Consider the following 23,887-nt stretch of genomic DNA (forward strand, 5'->3'; position numbering starts at 1 on the left):
ATACCCGGAAAAGATGCGTTCAATTTCCAAAGGAATCAGCCAAGATAACCGCTAAAACCCAAAGATTCCCTTAGAAATTCCCCAGAAATGCCCAATTTTCGGGCACCCCCTGACCGTTGCCTGCTACCCGACCTCTGAAAACTACTTTACTCCAACACAGGATGGGACTTATGGAACGCTGTTGCCTCCTGATATGCCTTGCCAAAGGCGGCCAGCTTTGCATCCTGGTACAGTCCTGCGAGAAATGTTATCGAAACTGGCGTGCCGGGACCACCCACATTGTCGTTTCCGCCGTCGTCGTCATGCAAGGGCCGCGGGGCGTCATTGCCGCGCAGGCCGTTGGGCACGATGAGCGCCGGGTGGCCAGTGAGGTTGGTTGCGGTCAGTTGCTGGCCGCCGGTGGGCGTGACGATGATATCCACTTGATCGAAGAGCGCGGAGACCTGCTGCACGGCTAAGGTGCGGGCGCGGGAAGCCTGGATGTACTCGACGGCGGGATAGAAGCGTGCCATGCGGAAGGAGTTGGGCCAGTCGTATGCGTGCTGCTCGGTCAGCAGGGCGTCGCGGCCGCTGCGGGTCAGGTCGTCAAAGGCTGCGGCGGCTTCGGCTTCGAGCATAGGCTGCATTGCGCCGTAGGGGAGCTTAGGCAGCTCGACAGGGATGAGCGTTGCGCCCATTGCTCGCAGCTTGTCGAGCGTGGCCTGGTCGTATTTGCGGTCGTAGTCAGCGCGGGTGCGGCCTGACTTCATGCGCGCGTTCATTTCTTCACGGCTTTTCTTTTCTTCGGCGGTTTCGTTGGGCCCGGCGTCGTGGAGTGTCAGCGGCTTGGGCTCGTCGAAGGCGGTTTTCAGGTAGCCGATGCGGAGTTTCTTCCAGTCGCCTGCGGTGTACCAATCGAAGACTGCCGGATAAGCTGCCGTGTCCTTGCCGTCGGGCCCGGCGATGGCTTGCAGCACAAGTGCGCAGTCTTCGGCGGAGCGGCAGATTGGGCCCAGCTTGTCCATTGTCCAGCTCAGGGCCATGGCGCCGGTGCGCGGGACGAGGCCGAAGCTGGGGCGGAGGCCGGAGGCTCCGCAGCGCGTGGAGGGGGATGAGATGGAGCCCAGTGTTTCTGAGCCGATGGCGAAGCCTACGCAGCCTGCGGCTACGGCGGAGGCTGGTCCGGCGGAGGAACCGCTGGAGCCTTGTTTGGGGTTCCACGGGTTGCGTGTCTGGCCGCCGAACCAGTGGTCGCCTTGCGCGAGTGCGCCTAGCGTCAGCTTGGCCACGAGAACGGCTCCGGCTTCGTCGAGGCGCTGTACTACGGTTGCGTCTTCATCAATGACCTGATGCTCGAAGCCGCCTGCGCCCCAGGTTGTGGGGTAGCCTTTGACGGCGAGAAGGTCCTTTGCGCCCCAGGGGATTCCGTGGAGCGGGCCGCGGTATTTTCCGGCAGCGATTTCGGCGTCGGCTTGCGCGGCTTGCTTGAGGGCGCGCTCTTCGGTCAGGTTGATGACAAAGTGGAGCTTTGAGTCGTAGCGCTTGAGGCGCGCCAGATACATTTTGGTTAGTTCTACGGATGTGATTTTGCGATTGGCAAGCAGCGCGCCTAACTGCTCTACGGTGGCAAAGGCTACGTCTTCTATGTGTCGCGGACGCGCTGGAATTGTGCCCAGGATGGATGCGGCAGTGCTGTGGGTCGAGCAATCGGGAGCACTTGTCTTTGCTGCAGGCTGCGGATGAAAGACAATCGATGGCGCTACCGAGTATGGAATCTGCAATCGGCGGATTGCTTTGATGGAGCCGTTCGTGTTGACCAGGCCGTCGATCATCATCTGCTTCTGCTCAGCGGTAAATGGGCCTACACCGGCCATTTCGGCGGCGGCGTCAATCAGCTCGGGGGTAATCTTCGGCGGCTTGGACTGGTCGGTTCCGGTGGACTGCGCCTGTGCGGCCAGTGTGTAGAGCACTCCGGGGAACAAGGCCGATGAAACGCCGGCAGCGCTACAGGCAGAAAGAAACTTGCGACGATCGAATGTCAACGCAGGAACCTCGGCAAGAGAGAGATTAAACCTTAGTCGTGAATATATCGGAGATGCCGTCAGTTCCAGCGAATCTTTATGGGGCCTTTCAGGCCGGGCAGAGGGAGTGAGATTGCTTCCGCTTCGACGGCTTCCCTTTCGGCGCGGGAAAGGCTGCGCCACATGTCTATGGAGATTTCTTCCGCTGCCCTGCGCCAGACGCCGGAGATTTCTCCGCTGACGACTACGGCTCCGGGCCACACGCGGGATGTCCATAGCTGCGCTTGCCGTTTTGCGTCCGGCACGAGAATCTCGCGGTCGGCTCCCCATGCGAGATAGAAGGCGTCTCCGCTAGGCAGCAGCCTTGCTGGTGCGGCGGGCTTTGGCTTGGCTCGGAATGCGGCTTCGTCCTCGGCGAGTATCCAGCCATCGCCTGCGAGCGTTCGCACTGGCAGAAGCTGCGGCACGAGTGTCTTGAAGGCTGCATTGGCATCGGCGGGGCGAACTCCTGCCCAGCGTGCGAAGGACGCCGCCGTGGATGGGCCGAAGATGTGGAGATAGCGGCGTACCAGCTCCTGACGAGCTGCTTCCGGGGTGGCTTTTGGCGGCGGGGCCGTCCAGATGTCGGGCTGGCGTGCGCCGTCCCAACACAGCAGGACTGTGCCTGTTGCCGCTGCGTAGCGCAGGCTGTTGGGTGGAACGCTCATGGCGTGCCCAACGTGGCCGAAGGGTATGCGTTTGCCATTCAGGGCTGCGTGCAGGCAGTCTGCGGTTTGCTGCGCTCTTGCGAGGCCGCGTTTGTCTTGCGGCAGGCGGCCCAGCGAGAAGGCTGCCACGTCTTCCGCCGCCACGACGTAGACGTTGAAGCGCGGGCCCCAGAGCTGGACGAGAGACGGATGTTCCAGAATGTCCGCCCCGGTTTTTTCTACCCGCGCATGGATGGATAGCAGCGCGGCGCGCGGCATGGAATCCTGCAATCCGGCCCACGCGGCGCGGCGCAGCGACTTTGCCCCGGCGGGGAGGCGGTCGTCCAGCAGGCCAACGCCCCTCCGGAACTGGAGCACCTGCGACCGCGTTAGTTCAAGCCTTGCTTTCCCGTGCGTGACGGCCATGCGTTTGCGATACTCCTCGAACCCGCTGCCTCCCATTTACCATGGGGCCATGCCCCTCGTCGAGGTTGAGTCCGTTACAAAATCCTATCCGCGGCGCAGCGGATTCCAAACCGAGCAGCACACGGTTGTCCATGACGTCTCGCTTTCGATTGAGGAAGGCGAAACGCTTGGCCTTGTCGGCGAATCGGGCTCGGGCAAGACAACCGTGGCGCGCATGATTCTGGGCCTTGTGCAACCGACTTCAGGGAGCATTCGCGTGGATGGGCTGGACCTTACAACGGCCAGCGCGAAGCATATTAAAAACCTGCGCCGCCAAATGCAGCCGGTCTTTCAGGACCCCTTTGCCGCGCTCAATCCGCGCATGAAGGTTCTTGAAATCGTCACGGAGCCTTTTGCCATTCACCAGCCGGAGCTTGGCCCGCGTGGACGCCGTGCGGAGGCTGTCATTCTGCTGAAGCAGGTTGGGTTGGATGAGTCGGCCCTTGGGCGCTATCCACATGAATTTTCCGGCGGGCAGCGCCAGCGCATCAACATTGCGCGGGCGCTTGCGCTGCGGCCCCGGCTGCTGATTCTGGACGAGCCGGTTTCCGCGCTGGATGTTTCGGTTGGGGCGCAGGTCATCAACCTGCTGCGCACGCTGCAGCGCGAGCATAGTCTGACGTATCTGTTTATTTCGCACTCGATGCCGCTGGTGCGTTATCTTGCGACGCGGATTGCGGTGATGGAAAAGGGGCGGCTGGTGGAAACCGGCGAAGCTGAGGCCCTGTGCGCTGCGCCGAAAGAGGAATACACGCAGCATTTGCTGGCGGCTACTCCGGAGTTGCCGAAAGCAGCTTTTAGCCGTTAGCTCCTAGCTTTTATCTAAAACAGAAACCCCATTCCGGCGGCTTGTTGGCTGCGGGAATGGGGTTTTCGTTCTTCGTTACTCGTGCTTTGTCCCCTACATCTGCGGGGTTGCCGGTTTCTGCGGCTCTGCCGGGGCGGGAGCCGTGGATGGCGTACCCGGAGTGGGTGCGCTCTTTGGCACATCGGGGTTTGCCGGCTTGGGCGTAGGCACCGGGAAGTGCGGCGCCGGGGCAGGCATGGGCTGCGTCGAGGGGCGCTGGGGCAAGTCCGTTACATCCAGCAATTCCACGTCGAAAATCAGGTCGGACTTTGCGGGGATTCCCGGGTGGTCTGGTCCGTGGTCGGGGATTGCGCGGTATCCGTAGGCCATGGGCCACGGGATGAAGATGCGGCGCTTGCCGCCGACGCGCATTCCGTCTACGCCTGCGTCAAAACCGGCAATCATGCGGCCCACGGCATGCGGAAATTCAAAGGGCTCGGGGTCGCCCAGCACGGGCTTACCGTCGGCTCCGATTTCCGGCTTGCCGTCCTTCATTACCGGGCGGCGGTGGTCGTCAGAGGAGTCGAACTTGGCACCGTCTGCCGCGCGCCAGCCTGTGTACTTCACCTTCCAGAGCTTGCCTTCTTCGCCTACGGGACCTGTGCCGACCTTGAGGTCCTGATAACGCAGGCCGGGGGTTGCGGTCTTCACAATTCCACGCGCCGGAGGCACGCCGGGAGGCAGCTTGACTGCGCCTGCCGCTGCAGTGCGCGTGGCGGTGGTCTTTGCTGTCGCGGGTTTTGCCGTTGCAGGTTTTGCCGCAGTTTGGGCCTGTGCCGCTACAGCGGCGGCCATGCAAAACACAAGAACACGTACATTCATCACGAGCGCTCAACTCCAAAGGAATCTTTGCCGCAGTGTAGCAGGACTGGCATGCCTCTCCGCTTTACTGCGGCGGCGGATAATACGGCAGCTTGCCGTTCTTTTCGTTTTCCCGCTTCACGGTTACATCATTAAGCAGCAGCGCGGGGGCCAGGACGGTATGCGAAACGTTGCCCATGTAGTTCGTCATCCAGAGGTCTTTTCCTGCAGCCTCAATGCTTGAACGCAGCGCCCGCTGGTCGAGGTCCCCAAGCACCGCGCCGCGTACCAGCGTTCGCTTTCCGTCGGTGGATAGCTTGTAGAGCAGGCGTGGCGTCAGGCCGGAGCCCATGGTTTCCGCGTAATAGACGCTGCTCAAACCGCGGTCTTTGGCCATGTCCATCAGCTTCTTTTCCAGCTCGGCGTCAGACAGGCCATTTTCGGCAGAGATTTTCAGCACGCCAGTCGTTGGACGCGCGGGGGATGCCAGTGCTCCGCGAGCATGGCCGTTGGACTGCGGGAAGTCCTTCACCGGCTGGCGGCCTATCAGGTAGCTTTCGAGCTTGCCGTCTTTCACCAGCTCTACCGGCTTTGCCGCTACGCCTTCGTCGTCCACTTCATAGGAACCAAGTAGCGCCTTGCCGTCAAAACTCTTCATTCCGGGATCGTCTACTACGTTCATAAACTCCGGCAGAATGCGCGCATGAAAGCTGGATGCGAAGGGGCCGTTTGTGCGCGACTCCGTGCCGAGTTGGGGCCGCGTTGCAGCCAGGCCGCTGCTCAACAGGCCGTAGAGCACATCTGTGCTGGAGTCCGCGGACAGCAGCACGGGGCCGTGATATTCCTCTTCGACGAGCGGGGCGTTGCGCAGCTCGGCCAGCGAGGCAATCTGTCCTGTTGCGTGCTTGTTGAATGCCTCTTCGGAATCCACGTCCTTGAGCGCGGCTCCGGGGGATGCGTATGAGCGGTCGAGACGCATTCCGTCCGCAGCCTGCGTTCCGACACCAAAGGATTCCTGAAATGCCTGCTCAGACTTGCGCACGATTGTACCTTCGGAGTTCACAATCCACGTTGTAACTACCTGTGCGTGGAAGCTTGCCGAGCAGTACTGGACCTGGCTGTCCTTTGGCGCGTTGCGATAGAGCCCGCTTGCCCGCGCTACGCGCTCGGCCCATGCGGACTGCGCCTGCTCGCTGAGCCCGAGGGAGCCCGGAGCGGCTAGCGACACCAGCGGAGTTTCATGGCTGAAGTCGTCGGCCTGCGGGGGCGTTTGCACCTGCTTCAGCTCGGCCTGTTTCTGTGCGAAGGTTGCCAGCGCGGCTTTGTACGCGTTGTCCGTGGCCCACCACAACGCGGAGCGCAGTGCGATGGGGTCATTCTCTACCGCTGCCAGGTCCATGGAACCATCGCCGCGAGGCGTGGAGCTGTCTGTCTTGTAATCGCCGACTTTGACCGTTACACGTGCTACGCGGCCATGGCTGTTCTGCGAGCCTTCCGTCGCGCCGAACTCGGCACGGGTATCGAAAGAGGCTACTTCTTCGATGCGGTATTCGATGAAGAACGGCTTCTCAAAGCCTTTGAGCTGCAGGTCTGCTTTGCTGCGGTCCAGCTCTTCCAGCATTGCTTTGAAGACCGGGTCTTTCTCCGCATCGGCGCGTGTTTGCTGCGCAATCGCAGAGCCGCATGCCATGATTGCGAACAATCCGAAGGCTGCCAGAGTTTTTCTGCTCACTGTTCCCTGTTTCCTTTTCATTGTTTTGCTCCCGGCATGGCAAGAATCGGCGGCCTTTCCATTCCCTGTGGCTGGCGCTGGGTTTCCATCTCGCTGACCAGCATGGCTGGGGCTACGGCGCTTACGGGGATTGAGCCTGATTCCGCGCCGCACTCGCCGTTGAAGACTTCGCTCTTGTCGCCGGTGGCGAGGATGCGCTTCATCGCCGCCAGCGGCGTGCCTACAATCGAGACTCCGCGCACCAGCTCGTCGGGGCGGCCATCAACATAGACGCGATAGACGACCAGTGGAATGACCTGAAAAGCCTGCGGCGAGTTGCGCGTGGTGACGGCAAAGCCGGAGGAGATGTCCTCGAAGTAGAGGCCGTAGGGCTTGCCCTGCTTCTTTGCTTCGTCAATCAGTTGCTTACGCAGATCGGCTTCGGGGACAGACTTTGTGGAGGTCACAATCAGGTTTCCCTGGCGGCCTGTCGGCACTCTGCCGGTCTGTGCGCGGCCATGGCCGTTCGATTCGCCAAAGCTGGCAATGGGCAGGCGCGACATCAGGAAGGTTTTCAGCACGCCGTCCTGGATGAGATCGACGCGGCGGGCCTTCTGGCCTTCGTCGTCGTAGGCATAGGCTCCGTTGAGCCATGTGCCTCCGAATTTGGAGACTGTTGGGTCATCCGCAACAGAGAGGAAGCTCGGCAGCACGTCCTTGTTCAATTCTTTGGTGAATGTCTGGCCCTCTTCATCTCCGCGCTGGCGCTGGCCTTCGAGACGATGGCCCAGCACCTCATGGAAGAAGACTGCCGATGCACGTCCCGACAGAATTGCGGGGCCATCGAAGGGCTCGGTTACCGGGGCTTTGCGGAGCGCTTCGAGGCTCTTGCCAAGGTCGCGCATGGCGGCTTCCAGCTTGTCCTGCGTGGGCAACTCGTCGGCTGTCTCCGCCTCGAATGTCTGTGCGCGGAAGAGGTCCATGCCATCGTCCGCACGTGTAACAGCCAGCACGATTATCCGCGCCGAGACGTGGGGCGTTACGACTTTGGAGCCTTCCGAGGAAGCAAAATATTCCGTTTCGTTCGAGACGGAGAGCATGACGATGTTCTGGTACACGTCGGGAAACTCGCGGAATGTGCGCGAAAGCTCCGTGACGCGCTTTTCCCACACTGCGCGATCCACCGCGATATGCGGAGCCGGGCTGCCAACCGCTGTTTGCGGAGCCTGCTTGCTGAAATCCGGCGAGGAGTCTTCTTCCTTGGCGCGAACTTCCGCCTCCGTTTTTACGCGCAGGAAATTATCCAGCGCATTGGCATAGCCGGCGTTTGTCGCCATCCACAGCGTCCGCGCCAGTGCCTCATGGTCGTCCGTAAGCGGCAACTGCGCGCTGTTCACGGCTCCGGCGCGATGCGCTCCATGCGTGTTGTCGAGTTTGGCGTCGCCTACGCGCACCTGCACATCCGCCACGCGCACACGTGCCTGGGAGCTGCTGGTGAGCGCTCCGTACTGCGCCTGCACCGCTACGGCCTCGCTGTCGCGCACCGTGTAGCTGAGGAAGTAAGGCGAGGGCTGCTTGTCATCCCCAGCTTTGCCCAGCGAGGTGAATGCGCGATGCAACTCATTTGTCATTGCGTCCAAAAGCACAGGCGTGGATTGCGCATGAGCCTGCAACGCGGACGAACCAAGAAGGAAACCAAGGACAGCACCAGACACTTTTCTCAAAGAACCACCAACCCAATCGCTGAAAATCTTTCTCGTATAGAAGGCGTGCAATCAGATACAAACATCGGTAAGCCAGATTTTCTCAGACTCCGCAAGCTTAAACGGTGAACCTCCATGAGATTTCTTCGTATTGCCCTTCTCGCCCTTGTTGCCGCCTTCGCAGGCGGCCTTTGCCCGGCCCAGGCCGCTCCGCAGCAACCAGCCCCCGCGCAGGCGCAGGCTGCACCTCAGCCGGCCTCGACGGACGCCTATACGCTTCCGCCGGCCAAACTGGCGCAGGCCAAGGCGCTCAGCCACATCCAGCTCACGCTGGAGATTGTCGGCGCGCTGTGGGGGCTTGCTGTGCTGTGGATTCTGCTGGCCTCGCGATGGGCTTCGCGCATTGAGGCATGGACGCAGAGCGTTTCCCGTTACCGCTGGATTCAGGGGCTTATCTTTTTTGCCATCTTTGTGGTGATTACTACACTGGCCGGACTGCCGCTGGACGCGATTGGCCATGTTGCCGCACTGCATTACGGCATCAGCGTGCAGAAGTGGCTGAGCTGGTTTGGCGACCAGGGGAAGTCGCTTGGCATTGGCCTGATTGGCTCGCTGCTGCTGCTCTTTTTCAGTTGGCTTACCCGCGTGGCTCCGCGCCGCTACTGGGTTTGGATGTGGGCCATCTCCCTGCCGCTGACCATTCTGCTGGTGATTGCCTCACCCATCATTATTGACCCGCTTTTTAACCACTTTGAGCCGCTGCTCAAGACGCATGCCCCACTGGTGACCAAGCTGGAAACGGTGGTGGCGCGCACCGGCACGCAGATTCCGCCGGAACGCATGTTTCTGATGAAGGCCAGCGAGAAATCGAACGGCATCAACGCCTACGTTACCGGCCTTGGAGCTACCAAGCGCTTTGTAATGTGGGACACCACCACCGACCGCATGCCGGACGACGAAATTCTCTTCGCCTTTGGCCATGAGAGCGGCCATTACGTTCTTAACCACATCGTCAAGGAGCTGACCTTCACCATGATTGGCAGCTTCTTTGTTCTCTGGGCCTGTGCACGGTTTGCGGAATGGCTGGTGCGGCGCTTCGGGCAGCGCTGGGGCGTCGAATCCCTTGCCAACCGCAGCGGATTCCTTGTTCTGCTCTTTGCGCTTTCGATAGCCAGTTTTCTGCTTACCCCGGCTACCAACACCATGAGCCGCCACTTTGAGCACGAGGCCGACATCTATGGGCAGGAGGCGATTCATGGCCTTGTTCCCGATCCGCAGAAAACCACTGTATCCGCCTTCAACCACCTTGGCGAGGCATGGCTGGAAGACCCTGACCCCAGTCCTTTCATCGAGTTCTGGGATATGAACCACCCCTCGGTACAGACGCGAGCGAAGTTTGCGCGGCAGTACAACCCGTGGGCGAATGGCGGGCATGGCCGGTTCTTTGAGAAGTAGGGGCAAGGAAACAGGGACAAAAACGCCTTAATTTTCCGCAAAATTATGCAGTCGATTTCCCCCTTGTCCCTTGTCCCTGTTCCCTTGTCCCCGTCTCTCCACTTAAACTGAAGTTTCGCTATTCCACCCGATTCCTAAAGGAGCCCCATGGCCTATCCCGCGAACTACCGCTATACCAAAGAGCACGAGTGGATCTCGCTCGACGGCAAAATCGGCACCATCGGCATTACCGATTACGCCCAGAACTCGCTCGGCGACATTGTTTATGTAGACGCCCCCAAGGTTGGCGACACGGTTACGGCCAATGCCACCTTCGGCTCCGTTGAGTCCGTGAAAGCCGTCAGCGACCTCTTTTCGCCCGTCACCGGCACGGTTACGGAGATTAACGAGTCGCTCAAGACTGAGCCTGACAAGATTAACTCCGCACCGCACGAGACCTGGATTATCAAGGTCGAGCTCTCCAATCCGGCTGAGTATGACGCGCTGCTCGACGCTGCGGCATATGAGGCGTTTATTGCGGAAGAGCAGTAAAAAGACAGCTTCTAGCTATTAGCCTTTAGCTCTTAGCTGGTTGTGCTCGTGCAACCTTATTTCAAGGGTTTTACAACAATCCATCCAGGCGGACAGCTATGCCCGCCGCTTTTGCTAAAAGCTAAGAGCTAAGAGCTCGCAGCCAGGAGCTACTTCCATCATGCGCTACCTACCTAAATCCCCCGCCGAACGCGAGCAAATGTTGTCGGAAATCGGCGTTACTTCGATTGACGAGCTTTTCTCCGTCATTCCTGCCGAATACCGGCTGCAACGCGACCTCGATATTCCCCGCCAGCAGGCTGAGAGCGAAATTATCGACTACTTCCGCGCTGCCGCTGACAAGAACGCCACGGGCTATGCCAGCTTTCTCGGCGCAGGCGCTTATCGCCACTACCGCCCGGTAGTTATTGACTCCCTGGTGCAGCGCGGCGAGTTTTTGACGAGCTATACGCCGTATCAGCCGGAGATTACGCAGGGCACGCTGCAGGCTATCTTTGAGTTCCAGACGATGATTGCCGAGCTGACCGGCATGGATGTGGCAAACGCCTCGATGTATGACGGCTCGACGGGCGCGGCGGAGGCCATTCTGATGGCTATGCGCATTACCGGACGGCAGAAGGCTGTTGTTGCTCGCAGCGTTCATCCGGAATACCGCGAAGTGCTGGGGACGTATTTGCGCTATCGCGACCTGCCGACCACGGAAGTTTCCTTTGACGCCAAGACTGGCCGCCTCAACCTGGCCGCGCTGGAAGCTTCAGTAACGGAAGAGACCGCGGCAGTGCTGGTGCAGAGCCCGAACTTCTTTGGCGTGATTGAAGATATTCCGGCGATTGCGGAGATTGCGCACAAGAAGGGCGCGCTGCTTATCGTTTCGATTGCGGAAGCTGTTTCGCTCGGCCTTGTCCGCCCGCCTGTTGAGGCGGATATCGTCAGCATGGAGGCGCAGAGCTTTGGCGTGGCGCTCAGCTATGGCGGGCCATTTGTGGGTGTGCTGGCAACGAAAGAGAAGTATCTGCGGCAGATTCCGGGACGGCTTGCGGGACAGACGACGGACTCGAATGGGAACCGTGGGTTTGTGCTGACGCTCTCGACGCGTGAGCAGCATATTCGCCGCGAGAAGGCTACCTCGAACATCTGCACCAACCAGGCGCTTGTTGCGCTGATGGCAACCATCTTCCTGACTGTTTATGGCAAGGAAGGAATTCGCGAGCTGGCCGAGCACAATCTGGCCAAAGCTGCTTATGCAGCGGAAACCCTGAGCCTGCAACCGGGCGCGAAGCTGCTCTTTGGGGGTGCGCCGCGCTTCCACGAGTTTGTTCTGCAGACCACGGAGACCCCGGCACTCTGGAACAAGCGGCTGCTTGATGAAAAGATCGTCGGCGGTCTGGACCTGAGCAAGTGGTATCCCGAGCTGGGCCATGCGACTCTCTGGTGCGCAACGGAATTGATTACCCGCGAAAACATCGACACAGCAGCCAAGGTTCTTGCCGAAGGCCTGGTGGAGGCATAACGATCATGACAACCGAAACCACCGAAATTGTGAACAAGGTAATCGGCAAAGTCCGCCCGCACCAGACGCAGAACGAAAAGCTGGTCTTTGAGCTCTCCGCGCCCGGTAAGAAAGCCTATAAGCTGCCGCCGCTGGACGTGCCTGCCGTAGATACCAAGACTCTGCTTGGTGAAAGCTATCGCGAAGAGAAGGCCGGCCTGCCGGAGTTGAGCGAGATTGAGATTATCCGCCACTTCACGCGGCTTTCGACGTGGAACTATGCGATTGACCTCGGCATGTATCCGCTCGGCTCTTGCACGATGAAGTACAACCCGCGCGTGAATGAGTTTGTCTCGCGCATTGAGGGGTTGGCAGAGGCACATCCGTATCGTCCTGACACGCTCTCGCAGGGCATTCTTGACGTTATTGACCTGCTGCAGAAGTGCCTTATCGAAATCACCGGCATGGACACTATTACGCTGCAGCCTGCGGCTGGCGCGCATGGCGAGTTCACCGGCATTCTGCTTGTCCGCGCATGGCATGAGTCGCAGGGGAATCCGCGCAAGAAGGTCATCATTCCTGACTCCGCGCACGGCACAAACCCGGCGACGGCGGCGATTTGCGGGTACCAGGTTGAGAATCTGAAATCGAATCCTGAAGGCGGCATTGATCTGGAAGCGCTGGCCGCGCAGGTGGATGAAGATACGGCAGCGCTCATGCTGACGAACCCTTCCACCATTGGCGTTTTTGAGGACCAGATTCACAAGATTGCCGACATTCTGCACGCCAAGGGGGCGCTGCTCTACATGGACGGCGCAAACATGAACGCGCTCTGCGGCAAGGTTCGTCCGGGCGACTTTGGCGTGGACGTAATGCACCTGAACCTGCACAAGACCTTCTCGACGCCCCATGGCGGCGGTGGTCCAGGTTCGGGGCCAGTGGCTTGCAAGAAGTTCCTGGAGCCGTTTCTGCCGACTCCGGTTCTCTATACGAAGGAAGACGGCACGAAGGGCTGGGATTACGACCGTCCGCAGTCGGTTGGTCGCGTTCGCGCCTTCTTCGGCAATACCGGCATGTTCATCCGCGCTCTGGCTTACATTTTGGCCAACGGCCCGGATGGCCTGCGCCAGACCACTGAGGACGCCGTGCTGAACGCGAACTACATCCGCAAAAAGCTCGACGGCTACTACGAGCTGCCCTACAAGACGGCCTCGATGCACGAGGTTGTCTTCAGCGACAAGAAGCAGCAGGCCAAGGGCATCAAGACGGGCGATATCGCCAAGCGGCTCATCGACTACGGCTTCCACCCTTACACGGTCAGCTTCCCGCTTATCGTTCCCGGCGCGCTCATGATTGAGCCCACCGAGAGCGAGTCCGTGGAAGAGCTGGACCTCTTCATTGAGGCCATGCAGAGCATTGCCAAGGAAGTGGAAGAGACGCCTGAGCTGGTGAAGCACGCACCCCACTCCACGCGCATTTCGCGCTTGGATGAAGTAACGGCGGCTCGTAAGCCTATTCTGCGGTGGAAACCTGAATAAACCAAAACCGGAAGCATAACAAATCAGGGGAGATAGGCAGTTCTGCTATCTCCCTTTCTTAATTCTCCCGGATTTCAACAGTTTTCCGAAAATCTTCACAGTCGCGCACAGGCCGCACTCACCCTATTCTCTAAATATGGCAACGCTCCCCAACCTGACCGGCTTCGACCACGGCCTCCCGGCGAACATTGACGCTGAGAAAACCATCCTCGGCGCTATTCTGCTCGACAATGCCTCCCACTCCGAGGCTGCCGAAAAGATCACTGCGGACGACTTCTCGCTCGACTCGCACCAGCGCATCTACCTCCGCATGAGCGAGCTCATCGACGAGCAGCGGCCCGTCGATATCGTCACCCTTTCGCACCAGCTCGCCAAGTACAAGGAAGTGGAAGCTGTCGGTGGCGTCGCTTACATCGCGTCGCTTACAGAAGGCCTGCCGCGCCGCCCTGTTATTGACGAATACATCCGCATCGTCAAGGACAAGGCGCTCCTGCGCCGCCTGATGACCATCTGCGCTGCGGCCATTGCCCGTGCAGCCGACCAGTCGGAGACCGCCCTTGAAGTTCTTGGCGGAGCCGAAACTGCGTTCCTTGAGCTGAGCGAAAACAGCGTCAACCTCGGCTTCGAGGACATTCAGCAGATTGTCGCCAACAGCTTCGGCTCCATCGACAAGCTCTACGAAAACGCACGCGAGGTCACCGGCGTAGCCACTGGCTTCACGGATCTTGACCGCATGACCAGCGGCTTCCAGAAAGGCGACCTCATCATCATCGCGGCGCGCCCTTCCATGGGCAAAACCGCCTTCGCCGTGAACATCTGCCAGAACGCCGCCATCAACTACGGAGCCAAGGTCGCCATCTTCTCGCTCGAAATGTCCAAGAGCTCGCTGGTTCGCCGTATGCTGGCCTCACAAGCCTGGGTAGATCAATCGAAGATTCAAAAAGGCTTTATTGGCCGCGACGAACAAGCCAAGCTCCACAAGGCGCTCGAAGACCTCATCGAAGCGAACATCTTCATCGATGACACTGCCGGCATCTCGCTTGCAGAAATGCGCGCCAAGGCCCGCCGCCTCAAGCAAATGAAGGGCGGTCTCGACCTCATCATGGTGGACTACCTGCAGCTTATGTCGGCAACGCTGCCCTCTGCGGGCGGCAAAAAGTTCGACAACCGCGTGCAGGAAGTCGCAGCCATCTCGCGTGGCCTGAAGGCCCTCGCCAAGGAACTCGAAGTGCCCGTGGTGGCCCTCTCGCAGCTCTCGCGTGGGAACGAAAAGCGCGACGACAAGCGCCCCATGCTCTCTGACCTTCGCGAATCCGGCTCCATCGAGCAGGACGCCGACGTAGTTGCCTTCATTCACCGCGAGGCCTACTACAACCGCAACGAGGAGCAGTCTGAAGCCGACAAAGCCAAGTCGGAAATCATCATCGCCAAGCAGCGTAACGGCCCTACCGACACGATTTATCTCAACTTCCTGTCGAGCTTTACACGCTTTGAAAATGCAGACGTTGCTCACGAAGGCATGTGAGAAATAAACCATAAAGTGTCGCTAAACGACACTTTATGGTTTATATTTTGACCTTTTTTAGCCTCCAAGCATCCCTAAAAATTCTCACCAGAAGCCTCAATTAATCAACGACTTAAAGGCTATATTTTTTGGAGGGGGCAGATGTGTTTTCTGGCATTACGCGCCCGACCGGGCGCTTCTGCGAAGTATCATTTGAGTTCCGATTTTTAAGGGGGTATTTTTGAGCGATTGTGCCGCGCTCTTTCTGCTGTTTGCACTACGATTTTCCGGCTTTCGTGGAGCCGGACCAGACTTCGTCGGCTCCAGGCCTAGTGTGCGTCGAGCTTTTTGAATCGCTCTGCTGATGTCATCCCATTTGTTCAGGGAGTTGTTACCGAGCATTGGGATTACACAATCATACCGGGGAGGGATACCTGACTCACTGAGTTGTCTGGCTATGGCAAGGACCTCCCGATCCAGTGCTGCGCGCTTCTTGCGAAACTCCTTGCTCTTGTGATGCAGTGCACGCGCCGCAACCCTCGCCACAAGCTCCGGAAACAGTTTTCTGATTCTGTCCGCCCGGCATCCTAAACGCTTCCCCACCATACGCATTGTGGGTGGCCTTTCAATCACCCCGCCAAATCGCGCTTTCGGCGGAGGGCGCGACTTCTTGGTGCGCTTGTACGCTGCAATCAGAACCTCAAAATAGGTACTCCTAAATTCTGAGCGGTTATCCACGATGATGAACTGCGGCAGCCGACTGTGGCGTTTGACACAATCCCGCATGACTATCATGCAGGATCTGTAACTCGGAGTAGCTCGGCACTTGAATGCCAGCATCTTTGCAGTTCTGTTTGAGCTTGAGCCACGAAGCAAACATGCCTTTTGATTTCTTGTTTTCGTAGTCTTCCCCAATATGTTTTTGCAGGTCATCGAAAACGTCTTTAGGTAATCTCATGGTCCGATTCCCTCGCTCTGAAATACGAGGAATCAAACCAGCGAGTGCTATGCCGATTGAAACTTCTGCGTACCGGGCCTCGGCCTTCCAGCGTTGGAGTGTACGTTTCGATCTGTCGGCAGGTGCATGGTCACAGTGGGGCTGACTATTCCCTCGAAACAAAAATAACCGCCAGTTCTGCATTTGAATCACGCAAGAGCGCTATATTTTCGCCGGAAAAAAGACGACGCAGATTGTCTGGTTTTGTCAGCAAGCCGGGTCCAGTCATGGAATCGCGGCCGAGCCAAACCTCAGCGGCTCTGTTTAAGTGACCCATCCTTGCTTGAGGCGGACAGGCAGAATTGTCGGGATTTGTCGCCCTGCGCCCGACACCCGAAACCTTCGAATCTGCAGGTTCTTCCAACAACATAGCGCGTTCACCCAAACCCAAATTGCCGAGCGCGCGAAGGACCCAAATGGACCTGCAAGAATCTTCAACTTCTCCGCCCGAACGTCGTTCGAGCCATCGATCCACTTCGCCCACAAAGCGTCGACGCTGGTTATGGGTGCTCGCTATCGTGATCCTCCTCGTCCTTGCCACAGGGGTGATCCGGCATCATCGCAAGAGGAAGGCCGCAATGCAAGCTGCGGTCACTGTGACTGGGCCGGTTGCTGTCCTGCCGGCAACAGCAATCATGGGCGATATCGGCGTCTATCTGGATGCGATTGGCACCGTGACCCCGGTCTATACAGATTCAATCACTTCCCAAGTAACTGGGGTGATCAAGGCGGTGCATTACACGGAAGGTCAGCTTGTCCAGAAGGGTGATCCTCTCATCGATATCGATCCTCAACCTTATGAAGCGCAACTCGGAGAGGCGAAAGGCACTCTGGAAAAGGACGAGAACGTACTCGCACAGGCGCAGATGGACCTTGAGCGCTATCGCCAGGCATGGAGCCGTAACGGAATCTCGCGGCAGCAGTTTGAAGACCAGGAGAAAGTTGTCCTTCAGGATCAAGGGACGGTGAATTACGACAAGTCCGCTGTGCAGTACGCGCAGGTGCAGTTGAACTATTGCCATATCGTCTCTCCTATCGGTGGAAGAGCAGGCATCCGGCTTGTCGATCCGGGGAATCTCGTCACGGCGAATGCGACGACAAGCCTAGTTGTCATTACCCAGCTCCATCCCATCACAGTAATCTTCACGCTAGCAGAAGACAGCCTCTCGCAAGTGCTTGCGCAGTTGTCCCAGAGACATCAACTCATCGTAGAGGCGTATGACCGCGCGCAAGATAGTCTGCTCGGCATTGGAAAACTCTCGACAGTTGACAACCAGATCGATACGACGACCGGCACTGTCAAGCTCCGGGCAGCTTTCGATAATTCGAAAAATCAACTCTTTCCAAATCAGTTCGTAAACACGCGGCTGCTTGTCACAACGCTCCATAGCCAAGTGCTAATTCCGTCCTCCGCAATCCAGCACAACGGAGACAAGGCGTTTGTCTATCTCCTGAAAGATGGCAAGGCGACTGTACGCACAGTTACGCCTGGGATTTCCAACAAAGGCCAGACTGCTGTTCAGGGAATCCAGCCTGGAGACATCATCGCCAACAGCAGTTTCGAGAAGCTTCAGAATGGAACTGCGGTTAGCCTCTCTGGAGGGATGTCCTCATCCGATTCGACCGACTCGCATGGAGACGTTACCCCATGAGTCTGTCGCGTACCTTCATCCAGCGGCCGGTCATGACGGCCCTCCTGATGGCAGCCATCCTTCTTGTCGGCATTGTGGCGTATACACAACTTCCGGTCTCCGCGCTTCCACAGGTGGATTACCCGACCATTCAGGTGTTGACCACATATCCGGGCGCAAGCCCGGACATCACAGCCACCACGATCACTGCGCCTCTTGAGCGTCAACTCGGTGAAATGCAGGGGCTAAATCAGATGACATCCACCAGCGCCGGTGGGGTTTCTGTCATCGTCCTGCAATTCGCCCTGTCGCTCAATATCGACGTAGCGGAAGAAGAGGTGCAGTCAGCAATCAATGCCGCGCAGAGCTATCTGCCTTCGGACCTGCCGAGTCCTCCTATCTATAGCAAGTCGAATCCGGCGGACGCGCCTGTACTCACACTCGCGGTGACGTCCGATTCCATGCCGCTCTCGCAAGTGGAAGATATTGTCGACACTCGACTCGCCCCGAAAATCGCTCAGTTGAGCGGAGTCGGACTGGTGAGCATCAGCGGCGGACAAAAGCCCGCGGTCCGTGTCCAGGTAAACCCATCTGCGCTCGGCTCCTACGGCATCAACATGGAAGATGTCCGCACCGCTCTGACACAAGCGAGCGTCAACTCTGCCAAAGGTAACTTCGACGGTCCAGACGAGGATTACCAGATCGATGCGAACGACCAGATCACGGACGCCAATGGGTACAAGAACATAGTCATCGCTTACCGGAACAGTGCGCCTGTTTTCGTGAAGGATGTAGCGAATGTGGTCAATGATGTCGAGAACATCCGGCAGGCCGCATGGATGAACAAGACACCAGCCGTGATCCTGAATATCCAACGGCAGCCGGGCGCCAACACAATCAAAGTTGTGGACAGCATCCAGCAAATCCTACCCCAGCTCAAAGGGAATCTTCCCGCAGGGATCAGAATCACGACATTGACAGATCTCACAACGAGCATTCACGCATCCGTGCGCGATGTCGAGTTCGAGTTGATGCTCACGATTGCCCTCGTAGTCATGGTGATCTTTCTTTTCCTGCGCAGTCTTTCTGCAACCATCATCCCGAGCGTGGCCGTACCACTGTCGCTGGTCGGCACCTTCGGGGTGATGTACCTGCTGGGATATAGCCTGGACAACCTGTCTCTCATGGCATTGACCATCTCCACCGGCTTCGTTGTGGACGACGCAATCGTCATGATTGAGAATATCTCGCGCTACCTCGAAGAAGGCATGTCTCCAATGGAAGCTGCCTTGAAGGGAGCTGGCCAGATTGGATTCACCATCGTCTCGTTGACGGTCTCGCTCATTGCGGTACTGATCCCTTTGCTGTTTATGGGAGATGTTGTCGGCAGGCTCTTTCGTGAGTTCGCCGTCACGCTGGCCGTAACCATTCTTATCTCGGCGGTTGTCTCGTTGACTCTGACGCCCATGATGTGCTCCCGCATCCTCCGGCATACTCCGGAATCCGAACAGGGACGCTTCTATCAGGTTTCAGAGCGAGCCTTTGAGCGCATGATTGCGCATTATGGGCGTACGCTGCGCTTTGTGCTTCGTTTCCGTACGGCCACATTATTGGTTGCTGTTGCAACCTTGGCCCTGACCATCTTTCTTTACATCATCATTCCCAAAGGTTTTTTTCCGGTTCAGGACACGGGCATCATTCAGGGCATCTCGCAGGCGCCGCAATCTATTTCCTATAAAGCAATGGCAGAGAGACAGAAGCAACTCGCGGACACCATCCTCAAAGATCCTGCGGTCGAGAGCTTGTCATCCTTTATTGGAGCAGATGGAACAAACACCACTCTCAATAGCGGCCGCATCTCGATCAACCTAAAGCCGATGGATCAACGTAATGCCAACGCGTCCGAAGTGATTCGCCGGCTGCAAAAGAACCTGGAACAGGTTCCAGGCATTCACCTATACATGCAACCCGTTCAGGACATCACCGTTGACGACCGCGTGAGCCGAACCCAGTATCAATACACCCTAGAAGATGCCGACACAAAGGAGCTGAATGCATGGACAGCAAAGTTCGTTGCCGAGCTCAAGAAGCTGCCGGAATTTGAGGATATTGCGACCGATCAACAAAACAATGGACACGCCCTGTCATTGATGATCGACCGGACCACGGCATCGCGGCTTGGAATTGCGCCTTCTACCGTGGATAACACGTTGTACGACGCCTACGGACAGCGCCAGATCAATACGCTTTATACACAGTTGAACCAATATCACCTCATCCTCGAAACGGCACCGCAATGGCGGCAGCATCCGGATGACCTGTCTTCCCTTTTCGTGCAGGCCAACGCGTCCTCTGGGGCAACCGGAGCCAGTGCGGTTAATTCCTACTCCTCGTCTGCATCAACCTCTGCCGGGTCGAATACGCTGACCACCTCGGTCCGCTACACCCCTTCCTCCAGCATCCTTACTCCCCCTGGTTCGGCAATCACTCCGGCTTCGAGCACCACGGAAACATCCTCCCAGAACGGTGGCACCACAGCAGGAACGACCGCAAACACAACCACTTCCTCGACTGGGGCCAACGCCGTACCGCTCAATGCCTTTATGCATGCCTCCATCACAACCGAGCCACTGTCCATCAATCATCAGGGGCAGTTTCCGGTTGTTACGATTTCGTTCAATCTCGCTCCGCATGCCTCCTTGAGTACAGCAATCTCAGACATTGAGAGAGTGGAAGCGAAGCTCCATTTTCCGCCCACCCTGCAAGGCCAGCTTCAGGGAACAGCAGCAGCCTTCAAGAACTCGCTTTCAAATGAAGTGCTGCTGATCTTGGCGGCTTTGGTTACTGTCTACATCGTTCTTGGTGTGCTGTACGAGAGCTTCATCCACCCCATCACAATTCTTTCTACGCTCCCCTCTGCAGGTGTGGGCGCACTGCTTTCCCTGATGCTCTTCCGTCAGGATCTCGATGTCGTGGCCATCATCGGCATCATTCTTCTGATTGGCATCGTCAAGAAGAATGGCATTATGATCGTCGATTTCGCGCTTGAGGCGGAACGCGGGCATGGTAAGAACTCGACGGATGCGATTTACAAGGCCAGCCTGCTTCGCTTCCGCCCAATCATGATGACGACGATGGCGGCTTTGCTTGGCGGTATCCCACTCGCTTTGGGGCAGGGATATGGCTCCGAACTGCGCCGTCCTCTCGGCATTGCAATGGTCGGAGGCCTCTTGGTCAGCCAGGTGCTTACGCTCTATACCACCCCAGTTATCTATATCTTCTTTGACGGGATTGCACAGCGGTTCGGAGCGAAGAAGCACTGCCAGTCCTCGACAGACTCTGGCCCAGCGCCGGCTCCGGAGCAGGCATGAATATCTCGTCCCTATTCATTCGCCGTCCTGTCGCAACTACGCTGCTCACGGTTGCGGTTGGAATCGCCGGCATGATCGCTTTCATGGTCCTGCCGGTAGCCCCGCTCCCACAGATTGATTTTCCGACCATCAACGTGACCGCCAGCCTTCCCGGAGCAAGCGCGCAGATTATGGCCGCTTCCGTCGCAACTCCGCTCGAACGGCAGTTAGGGCACATTGCCGGAATCACCGAGATGACCTCTACCAGTTCTCTCGGCAATACGACGATCACGATCCAGTTCGATCTGAACCGAAACATCGATGGAGCTGCGCGAGATGTCGAGGCAGCGATCAATGCGGCGCGCACATACTTACCAACGAACCTTCCTGCAAATCCGTCCTACCGGAAGATCAATCCCTCCGACTCGCCTATTCTGGTGCTGGGATTGACCTCCGACAAATATGACGGGGGGAAGCTCTACGATCTGGCATCGACAGTCCTGCAGCAGAAGCTGTCGCAGATTCAAGGCGTCGGTCAGGTGGTAATCGGAGGCGGTGCAAACCCTTCTGTGCGCGTTGAGGTGAACCCTACCCAGCTCGAAAGCTATGGGATGACACTTGGCAACATTCAGCAGGTTCTCGGTCTCCAGAACTCACACGAGCCGAGAGGCCAGATCGAAAACGATCAGGACATCCTGGACATCGTCACCAACAATCAGCTTTCGCATGCCGACGAGTACAAGCCGTTAGTCATCGGGTATCACAACGGTGCCGCTGTGCATCTGTCGGATGTGGCCCAGGTGGTTGACTCCACACAGAACCTTCGTACTGCGGGATACCTGGACGGGAAGACGTCGGTTGCGATTATCATTTTCCGGCAACCGGGCGCGAACATCATCGACACGGTTGACCGTATCCGTACCCAGCTTCCTTTCCTTGAAGCGACCCTTCCTCAAGGCATCAAGACAACGGTTGTGATTGACCGCACGGTGACTATCCGCGCGTCTGTCCACGATGTCGAGAGCACCCTGATCGGATCGATCATTCTTGTCGTACTGGTCGTATTTCTCTTCCTTCGAAACGGACGAGCCACGTTGATTCCCAGCATTGCGGTCCCGGTGTCCTTAATCGGCACCTTTGCGGTGATGTACCTGTTCGGATACAGTCTGGACAATCTCTCCTTAATGGCACTGACGATCTCGACAGGCTTCGTGGTCGACGACGCCATCGTGGTGATGGAGAACATCGCACGCCATCTCGAAGAGGGCATGGAGCCATTTGCAGCAGCGCTGAGGGGCGCGCAAGAAATCGGGTTTACTGTTCTTTCGATCAGTATCTCGCTAGTGGCAGTCTTCGTTCCCATCCTCCTCATGGGTGGCCTGGTCGGCCGGCTGTTCCGCGAGTTCGCTGTAACGCTCGCCACCTCGATTGTTGTATCGATGATTGTCTCCCTTACCACGACCCCAACCATGTGCGCCTTCCTTCTCAAGCGGGAGACGAAAGAGGCACAGCATAACTGGCTTTACCGCGTCAGCGAAAGGTGCTTCGAGTGGTTGCTTGAGGTATACCGGCGATCCCTTCTCTGGGTTCTTGACCACTCGCGGCTTACACTGGCCATCTTTGGCCTCACCCTCTTTGCGAACCTCGCCCTACTTGCAAAGGTCTCGAAAGGCTTCTTCCCGGAGCAGGACACCGGAGCCATTCTTGGCGGTGTACAAGGCCCTCAAAATGCGTCGTTTCCGATGATGAACCGATCCCTTCTGGCCCTCAGCCATGTCATAACCCAGGACCCCGCAGTCGATCACGCGTTTGCATATACCGGCGGCGGAGCCACCGGCGCGACAAATGCAGGTATCCTCTATATCTCTCTGAAGCCACTCGACGAGCGAAAGGTTAGTGCCGCGCAAGTTATCGACCGGCTTCGTCCGAAACTCAATGCTCTGCCGGTGGCATCGGCGTTCCTGCAGCCAATTCAAGACCTCCGGGTAGGTGGGCGCAATACAAACGCGCAGTATCAATACACCATTCAATCGGATAACTTTGAGGACCTGGCGCATTGGGGGCCGACCCTGCTCGAAAACATGAAGAAACTTCCCGGTCTTCAGGACGTGAATACCGACCAGCAGAACTATGGCCTGGTGGAAATGCTGGACTACGACCGCACGACTGCGGCTCGCATTGGCCAGACTTCGCAATCTCTGGACCAGTCCCTCTACAGTGCGTTCGGACAATCCCAGGTCTCAGTGATCTACGAGGAACTCAACCAGTATTATGTGGTGCTTGAAGTGGCGCCGAAGTATTGGCAGAATCCATCGGAGCTATCCAATATCTACCTGAAGTCGGGAGGAAACTCCTCCTCGACGAGTAGCATGGCGGGTATTAATACGATCTTGCCTCTCTCGACCGTGACACGATCAAAATCGGGATCGACGCCCCTGCAGATCAATCACACTGGGCTCTTTCCTTCCGTCACTATCTCCTTCAATCTCGCAAAAGGTGTTGCCCTCGGCGATGCCACCCGCGAGATCAATCAGATGGAAAGCCGACTTGGCGTGCCTCCCGCCATCCGAGGAGAATTTTCCGGCACAGCGGGCGCATTCAAAACGTCGTTTGCCAGTGAACCACTCCTGATTCTGTCAGCGCTAATCGCTGTCTACATCGTTCTCGGTGTTCTGTATGAGAATCTTATTCACCCGATCACGATTCTTTCGACCCTCCCGTCCGCAAGCGTCGGCGCTGTGCTTGCGCTGATGCTCTTTCATGTCGATCTCAACATCATCTCGCTCATCGGCATCATTCTGCTCATCGGCATCGTCAAGAAGAACGCAATTATGATGGTGGACTTTGCTTTGATCGCAGAACGAGAACAAAGCAAGAACACACGCGATTCGATCTTTGAAGCGTGCCTCTTGCGCTTCCGGCCTATCATGATGACCACGATGGCCGCTATCTTCGGCGCGTTGCCTCTTGCCTTCGGCACGGGCATGGGTTCGGAGCTGCGACGTCCCCTGGGGATAACCATTATCGGCGGCTTGGTCTTGAGCCAGCTCCTCACCTTGTACACAACCCCTGTCATCTACCTCTCCTTTGACCGCCTTCGGTTCCGAATGACAAATCGGTCACAGCAACCGCTTCCTACCAGCGCCGACGGTGCAGTTTCGTAACAAGATGGAGAGTTT

16 protein-coding genes are annotated in these 23,887 nt (G+C 57.7%); 10 read left to right on the plus strand and 6 right to left on the minus strand.

Translation table 11 applies throughout. From position 1 onward, the window contains the following. Window positions 1-146: 146 nt before the first annotated feature. A complete protein-coding gene (locus AC5S3R_RS02170) occupies window positions 147-2,021 on the minus strand; it encodes an amidase (protein ID WP_494264971.1) in 1,875 nt (624 codons plus the stop codon). 59 nt (window positions 2,022-2,080) lie between these two features. Further along, window positions 2,081-3,112 carry a DNA glycosylase AlkZ-like family protein gene (locus AC5S3R_RS02175; protein ID WP_494264972.1) on the minus strand — a complete coding sequence of 344 codons (1,032 nt, stop codon included), beginning with the start codon at window positions 3,110-3,112 and terminating at the stop codon, window positions 2,081-2,083. A gap of 49 nt (window positions 3,113-3,161) precedes the next feature. Here AC5S3R_RS02175 and AC5S3R_RS02180 point away from each other — a divergent pair, with 49 nt between their 5' ends. Beyond that, window positions 3,162-3,959, plus strand: a complete 798-nt coding sequence (locus tag AC5S3R_RS02180; protein ID WP_494264973.1) for an ATP-binding cassette domain-containing protein — start codon at window positions 3,162-3,164, stop codon at window positions 3,957-3,959. Window positions 3,960-4,052: 93 nt separating this feature from the next. Here AC5S3R_RS02180 and AC5S3R_RS02185 read toward each other — a convergent pair whose 3' ends face one another. From AC5S3R_RS02185 to AC5S3R_RS02195, 3 genes are all read right to left on the minus strand, one after another. Continuing rightward, window positions 4,053-4,820, minus strand: a complete 768-nt coding sequence (locus tag AC5S3R_RS02185) for an FKBP-type peptidyl-prolyl cis-trans isomerase (RefSeq protein ID WP_494265398.1) — start codon at window positions 4,818-4,820, stop codon at window positions 4,053-4,055. 64 nt (window positions 4,821-4,884) lie between these two features. Further along, window positions 4,885-6,531 (minus strand): metallopeptidase TldD-related protein, encoded by a 1,647-nt coding sequence (locus AC5S3R_RS02190; protein WP_494264974.1) that lies wholly within the window; start codon window positions 6,529-6,531, stop codon window positions 4,885-4,887. Window positions 6,532-6,548: 17 nt separating this feature from the next. Continuing rightward, a complete protein-coding gene (locus tag AC5S3R_RS02195) occupies window positions 6,549-8,141 on the minus strand; it encodes a TldD/PmbA family protein (RefSeq protein ID WP_494264975.1) in 1,593 nt (530 codons plus the stop codon). Window positions 8,142-8,171: 30 nt separating this feature from the next. On the opposite strand from AC5S3R_RS02195, the gene AC5S3R_RS02200 reads away from it, so the two are divergent. The 6 genes from AC5S3R_RS02200 to dnaB all read left to right on the plus strand — a co-directional run bounded on the left by AC5S3R_RS02200 (window position 8,172) and on the right by dnaB (window position 14,751). Then, complete coding sequence (locus AC5S3R_RS02200; protein ID WP_494264976.1) at window positions 8,172-8,342, plus strand: hypothetical protein; 171 nt, start codon at window positions 8,172-8,174, stop codon at window positions 8,340-8,342. Between the two features lie 6 nt (window positions 8,343-8,348). Further along, window positions 8,349-9,668: a M48 family metallopeptidase gene (locus AC5S3R_RS02205; RefSeq protein ID WP_494264977.1), complete on the plus strand. Its 1,320-nt coding sequence runs from the start codon at window positions 8,349-8,351 to the stop codon at window positions 9,666-9,668. Window positions 9,669-9,815: 147 nt separating this feature from the next. Further along, window positions 9,816-10,199: a glycine cleavage system protein GcvH gene (gcvH, locus tag AC5S3R_RS02210; RefSeq protein ID WP_494264978.1), complete on the plus strand. Its 384-nt coding sequence runs from the start codon at window positions 9,816-9,818 to the stop codon at window positions 10,197-10,199. Window positions 10,200-10,359: 160 nt separating this feature from the next. After that, complete coding sequence (gene gcvPA, locus AC5S3R_RS02215; protein WP_494264979.1) at window positions 10,360-11,709, plus strand: aminomethyl-transferring glycine dehydrogenase subunit GcvPA; 1,350 nt, start codon at window positions 10,360-10,362, stop codon at window positions 11,707-11,709. Window positions 11,710-11,714: 5 nt separating this feature from the next. Beyond that, the gene (gcvPB, locus tag AC5S3R_RS02220) at window positions 11,715-13,226 is read left to right on the plus strand and encodes an aminomethyl-transferring glycine dehydrogenase subunit GcvPB (protein WP_494264980.1); all 1,512 of its coding nucleotides are present in this window, start codon (window positions 11,715-11,717) and stop codon (window positions 13,224-13,226) included. Between the two features lie 136 nt (window positions 13,227-13,362). Next, the gene (dnaB, locus tag AC5S3R_RS02225; RefSeq protein WP_494264981.1) at window positions 13,363-14,751 is read left to right on the plus strand and encodes a replicative DNA helicase; all 1,389 of its coding nucleotides are present in this window, start codon (window positions 13,363-13,365) and stop codon (window positions 14,749-14,751) included. Window positions 14,752-15,460: 709 nt separating this feature from the next. Here dnaB and AC5S3R_RS02230 read toward each other — a convergent pair. After that, entirely contained in the window at window positions 15,461-15,688 is a 228-nt protein-coding gene (locus AC5S3R_RS02230; RefSeq protein ID WP_494264982.1) for a hypothetical protein, read from the minus strand. Between the two features lie 617 nt (window positions 15,689-16,305). Here AC5S3R_RS02230 and AC5S3R_RS02235 point away from each other — a divergent pair. From AC5S3R_RS02235 to AC5S3R_RS02245, 3 genes are read left to right on the plus strand one after another with little or no spacing between them, the layout of a single operon-like run. After that, window positions 16,306-17,379, plus strand: coding sequence for an efflux RND transporter periplasmic adaptor subunit (locus AC5S3R_RS02235; RefSeq protein ID WP_494264983.1), 1,074 nt, complete (start codon window positions 16,306-16,308; stop codon window positions 17,377-17,379). Further along, window positions 17,376-20,729, plus strand: coding sequence for an efflux RND transporter permease subunit (locus AC5S3R_RS02240; RefSeq protein WP_494264984.1), 3,354 nt, complete (start codon window positions 17,376-17,378; stop codon window positions 20,727-20,729). Before AC5S3R_RS02235 ends, AC5S3R_RS02240 begins: the two co-directional genes overlap by 4 nt. Beyond that, complete coding sequence (locus AC5S3R_RS02245; protein ID WP_494264985.1) at window positions 20,726-23,872, plus strand: efflux RND transporter permease subunit; 3,147 nt, start codon at window positions 20,726-20,728, stop codon at window positions 23,870-23,872. Before AC5S3R_RS02240 ends, AC5S3R_RS02245 begins: the two co-directional genes overlap by 4 nt. The last annotated feature ends 15 nt before the right edge of the window (window positions 23,873-23,887 follow it).

The organism is Occallatibacter sp. FHG110214_02 (genome assembly GCF_059115385.1).

Coding starts and splice junctions, on each gene's coding strand:
- AC5S3R_RS02175 (WP_494264972.1), bottom strand. CDS start 3,112: ATGGCCGTCACGCACGGGAAAGCAAGGCTTGAACTAACGCGGTCGCAG.
- AC5S3R_RS02180 (WP_494264973.1), top strand. CDS start 3,162: ATGCCCCTCGTCGAGGTTGAGTCCGTTACAAAATCCTATCCGCGGCGC.
- AC5S3R_RS02185 (WP_494265398.1), bottom strand. CDS start 4,820: ATGAATGTACGTGTTCTTGTGTTTTGCATGGCCGCCGCTGTAGCGGCA.
- AC5S3R_RS02195 (WP_494264975.1), bottom strand. CDS start 8,141: ATGACAAATGAGTTGCATCGCGCATTCACCTCGCTGGGCAAAGCTGGG.
- AC5S3R_RS02200 (WP_494264976.1), top strand. CDS start 8,172: ATGAGCCTGCAACGCGGACGAACCAAGAAGGAAACCAAGGACAGCACC.
- AC5S3R_RS02205 (WP_494264977.1), top strand. CDS start 8,349: ATGAGATTTCTTCGTATTGCCCTTCTCGCCCTTGTTGCCGCCTTCGCA.
- gcvH (WP_494264978.1), top strand. CDS start 9,816: ATGGCCTATCCCGCGAACTACCGCTATACCAAAGAGCACGAGTGGATC.
- gcvPA (WP_494264979.1), top strand. CDS start 10,360: ATGCGCTACCTACCTAAATCCCCCGCCGAACGCGAGCAAATGTTGTCG.
- gcvPB (WP_494264980.1), top strand. CDS start 11,715: ATGACAACCGAAACCACCGAAATTGTGAACAAGGTAATCGGCAAAGTC.
- dnaB (WP_494264981.1), top strand. CDS start 13,363: ATGGCAACGCTCCCCAACCTGACCGGCTTCGACCACGGCCTCCCGGCG.
- AC5S3R_RS02230 (WP_494264982.1), bottom strand. CDS start 15,688: ATGAGATTACCTAAAGACGTTTTCGATGACCTGCAAAAACATATTGGG.
- AC5S3R_RS02235 (WP_494264983.1), top strand. CDS start 16,306: ATGCAAGCTGCGGTCACTGTGACTGGGCCGGTTGCTGTCCTGCCGGCA.
- AC5S3R_RS02240 (WP_494264984.1), top strand. CDS start 17,376: ATGAGTCTGTCGCGTACCTTCATCCAGCGGCCGGTCATGACGGCCCTC.
- AC5S3R_RS02245 (WP_494264985.1), top strand. CDS start 20,726: ATGAATATCTCGTCCCTATTCATTCGCCGTCCTGTCGCAACTACGCTG.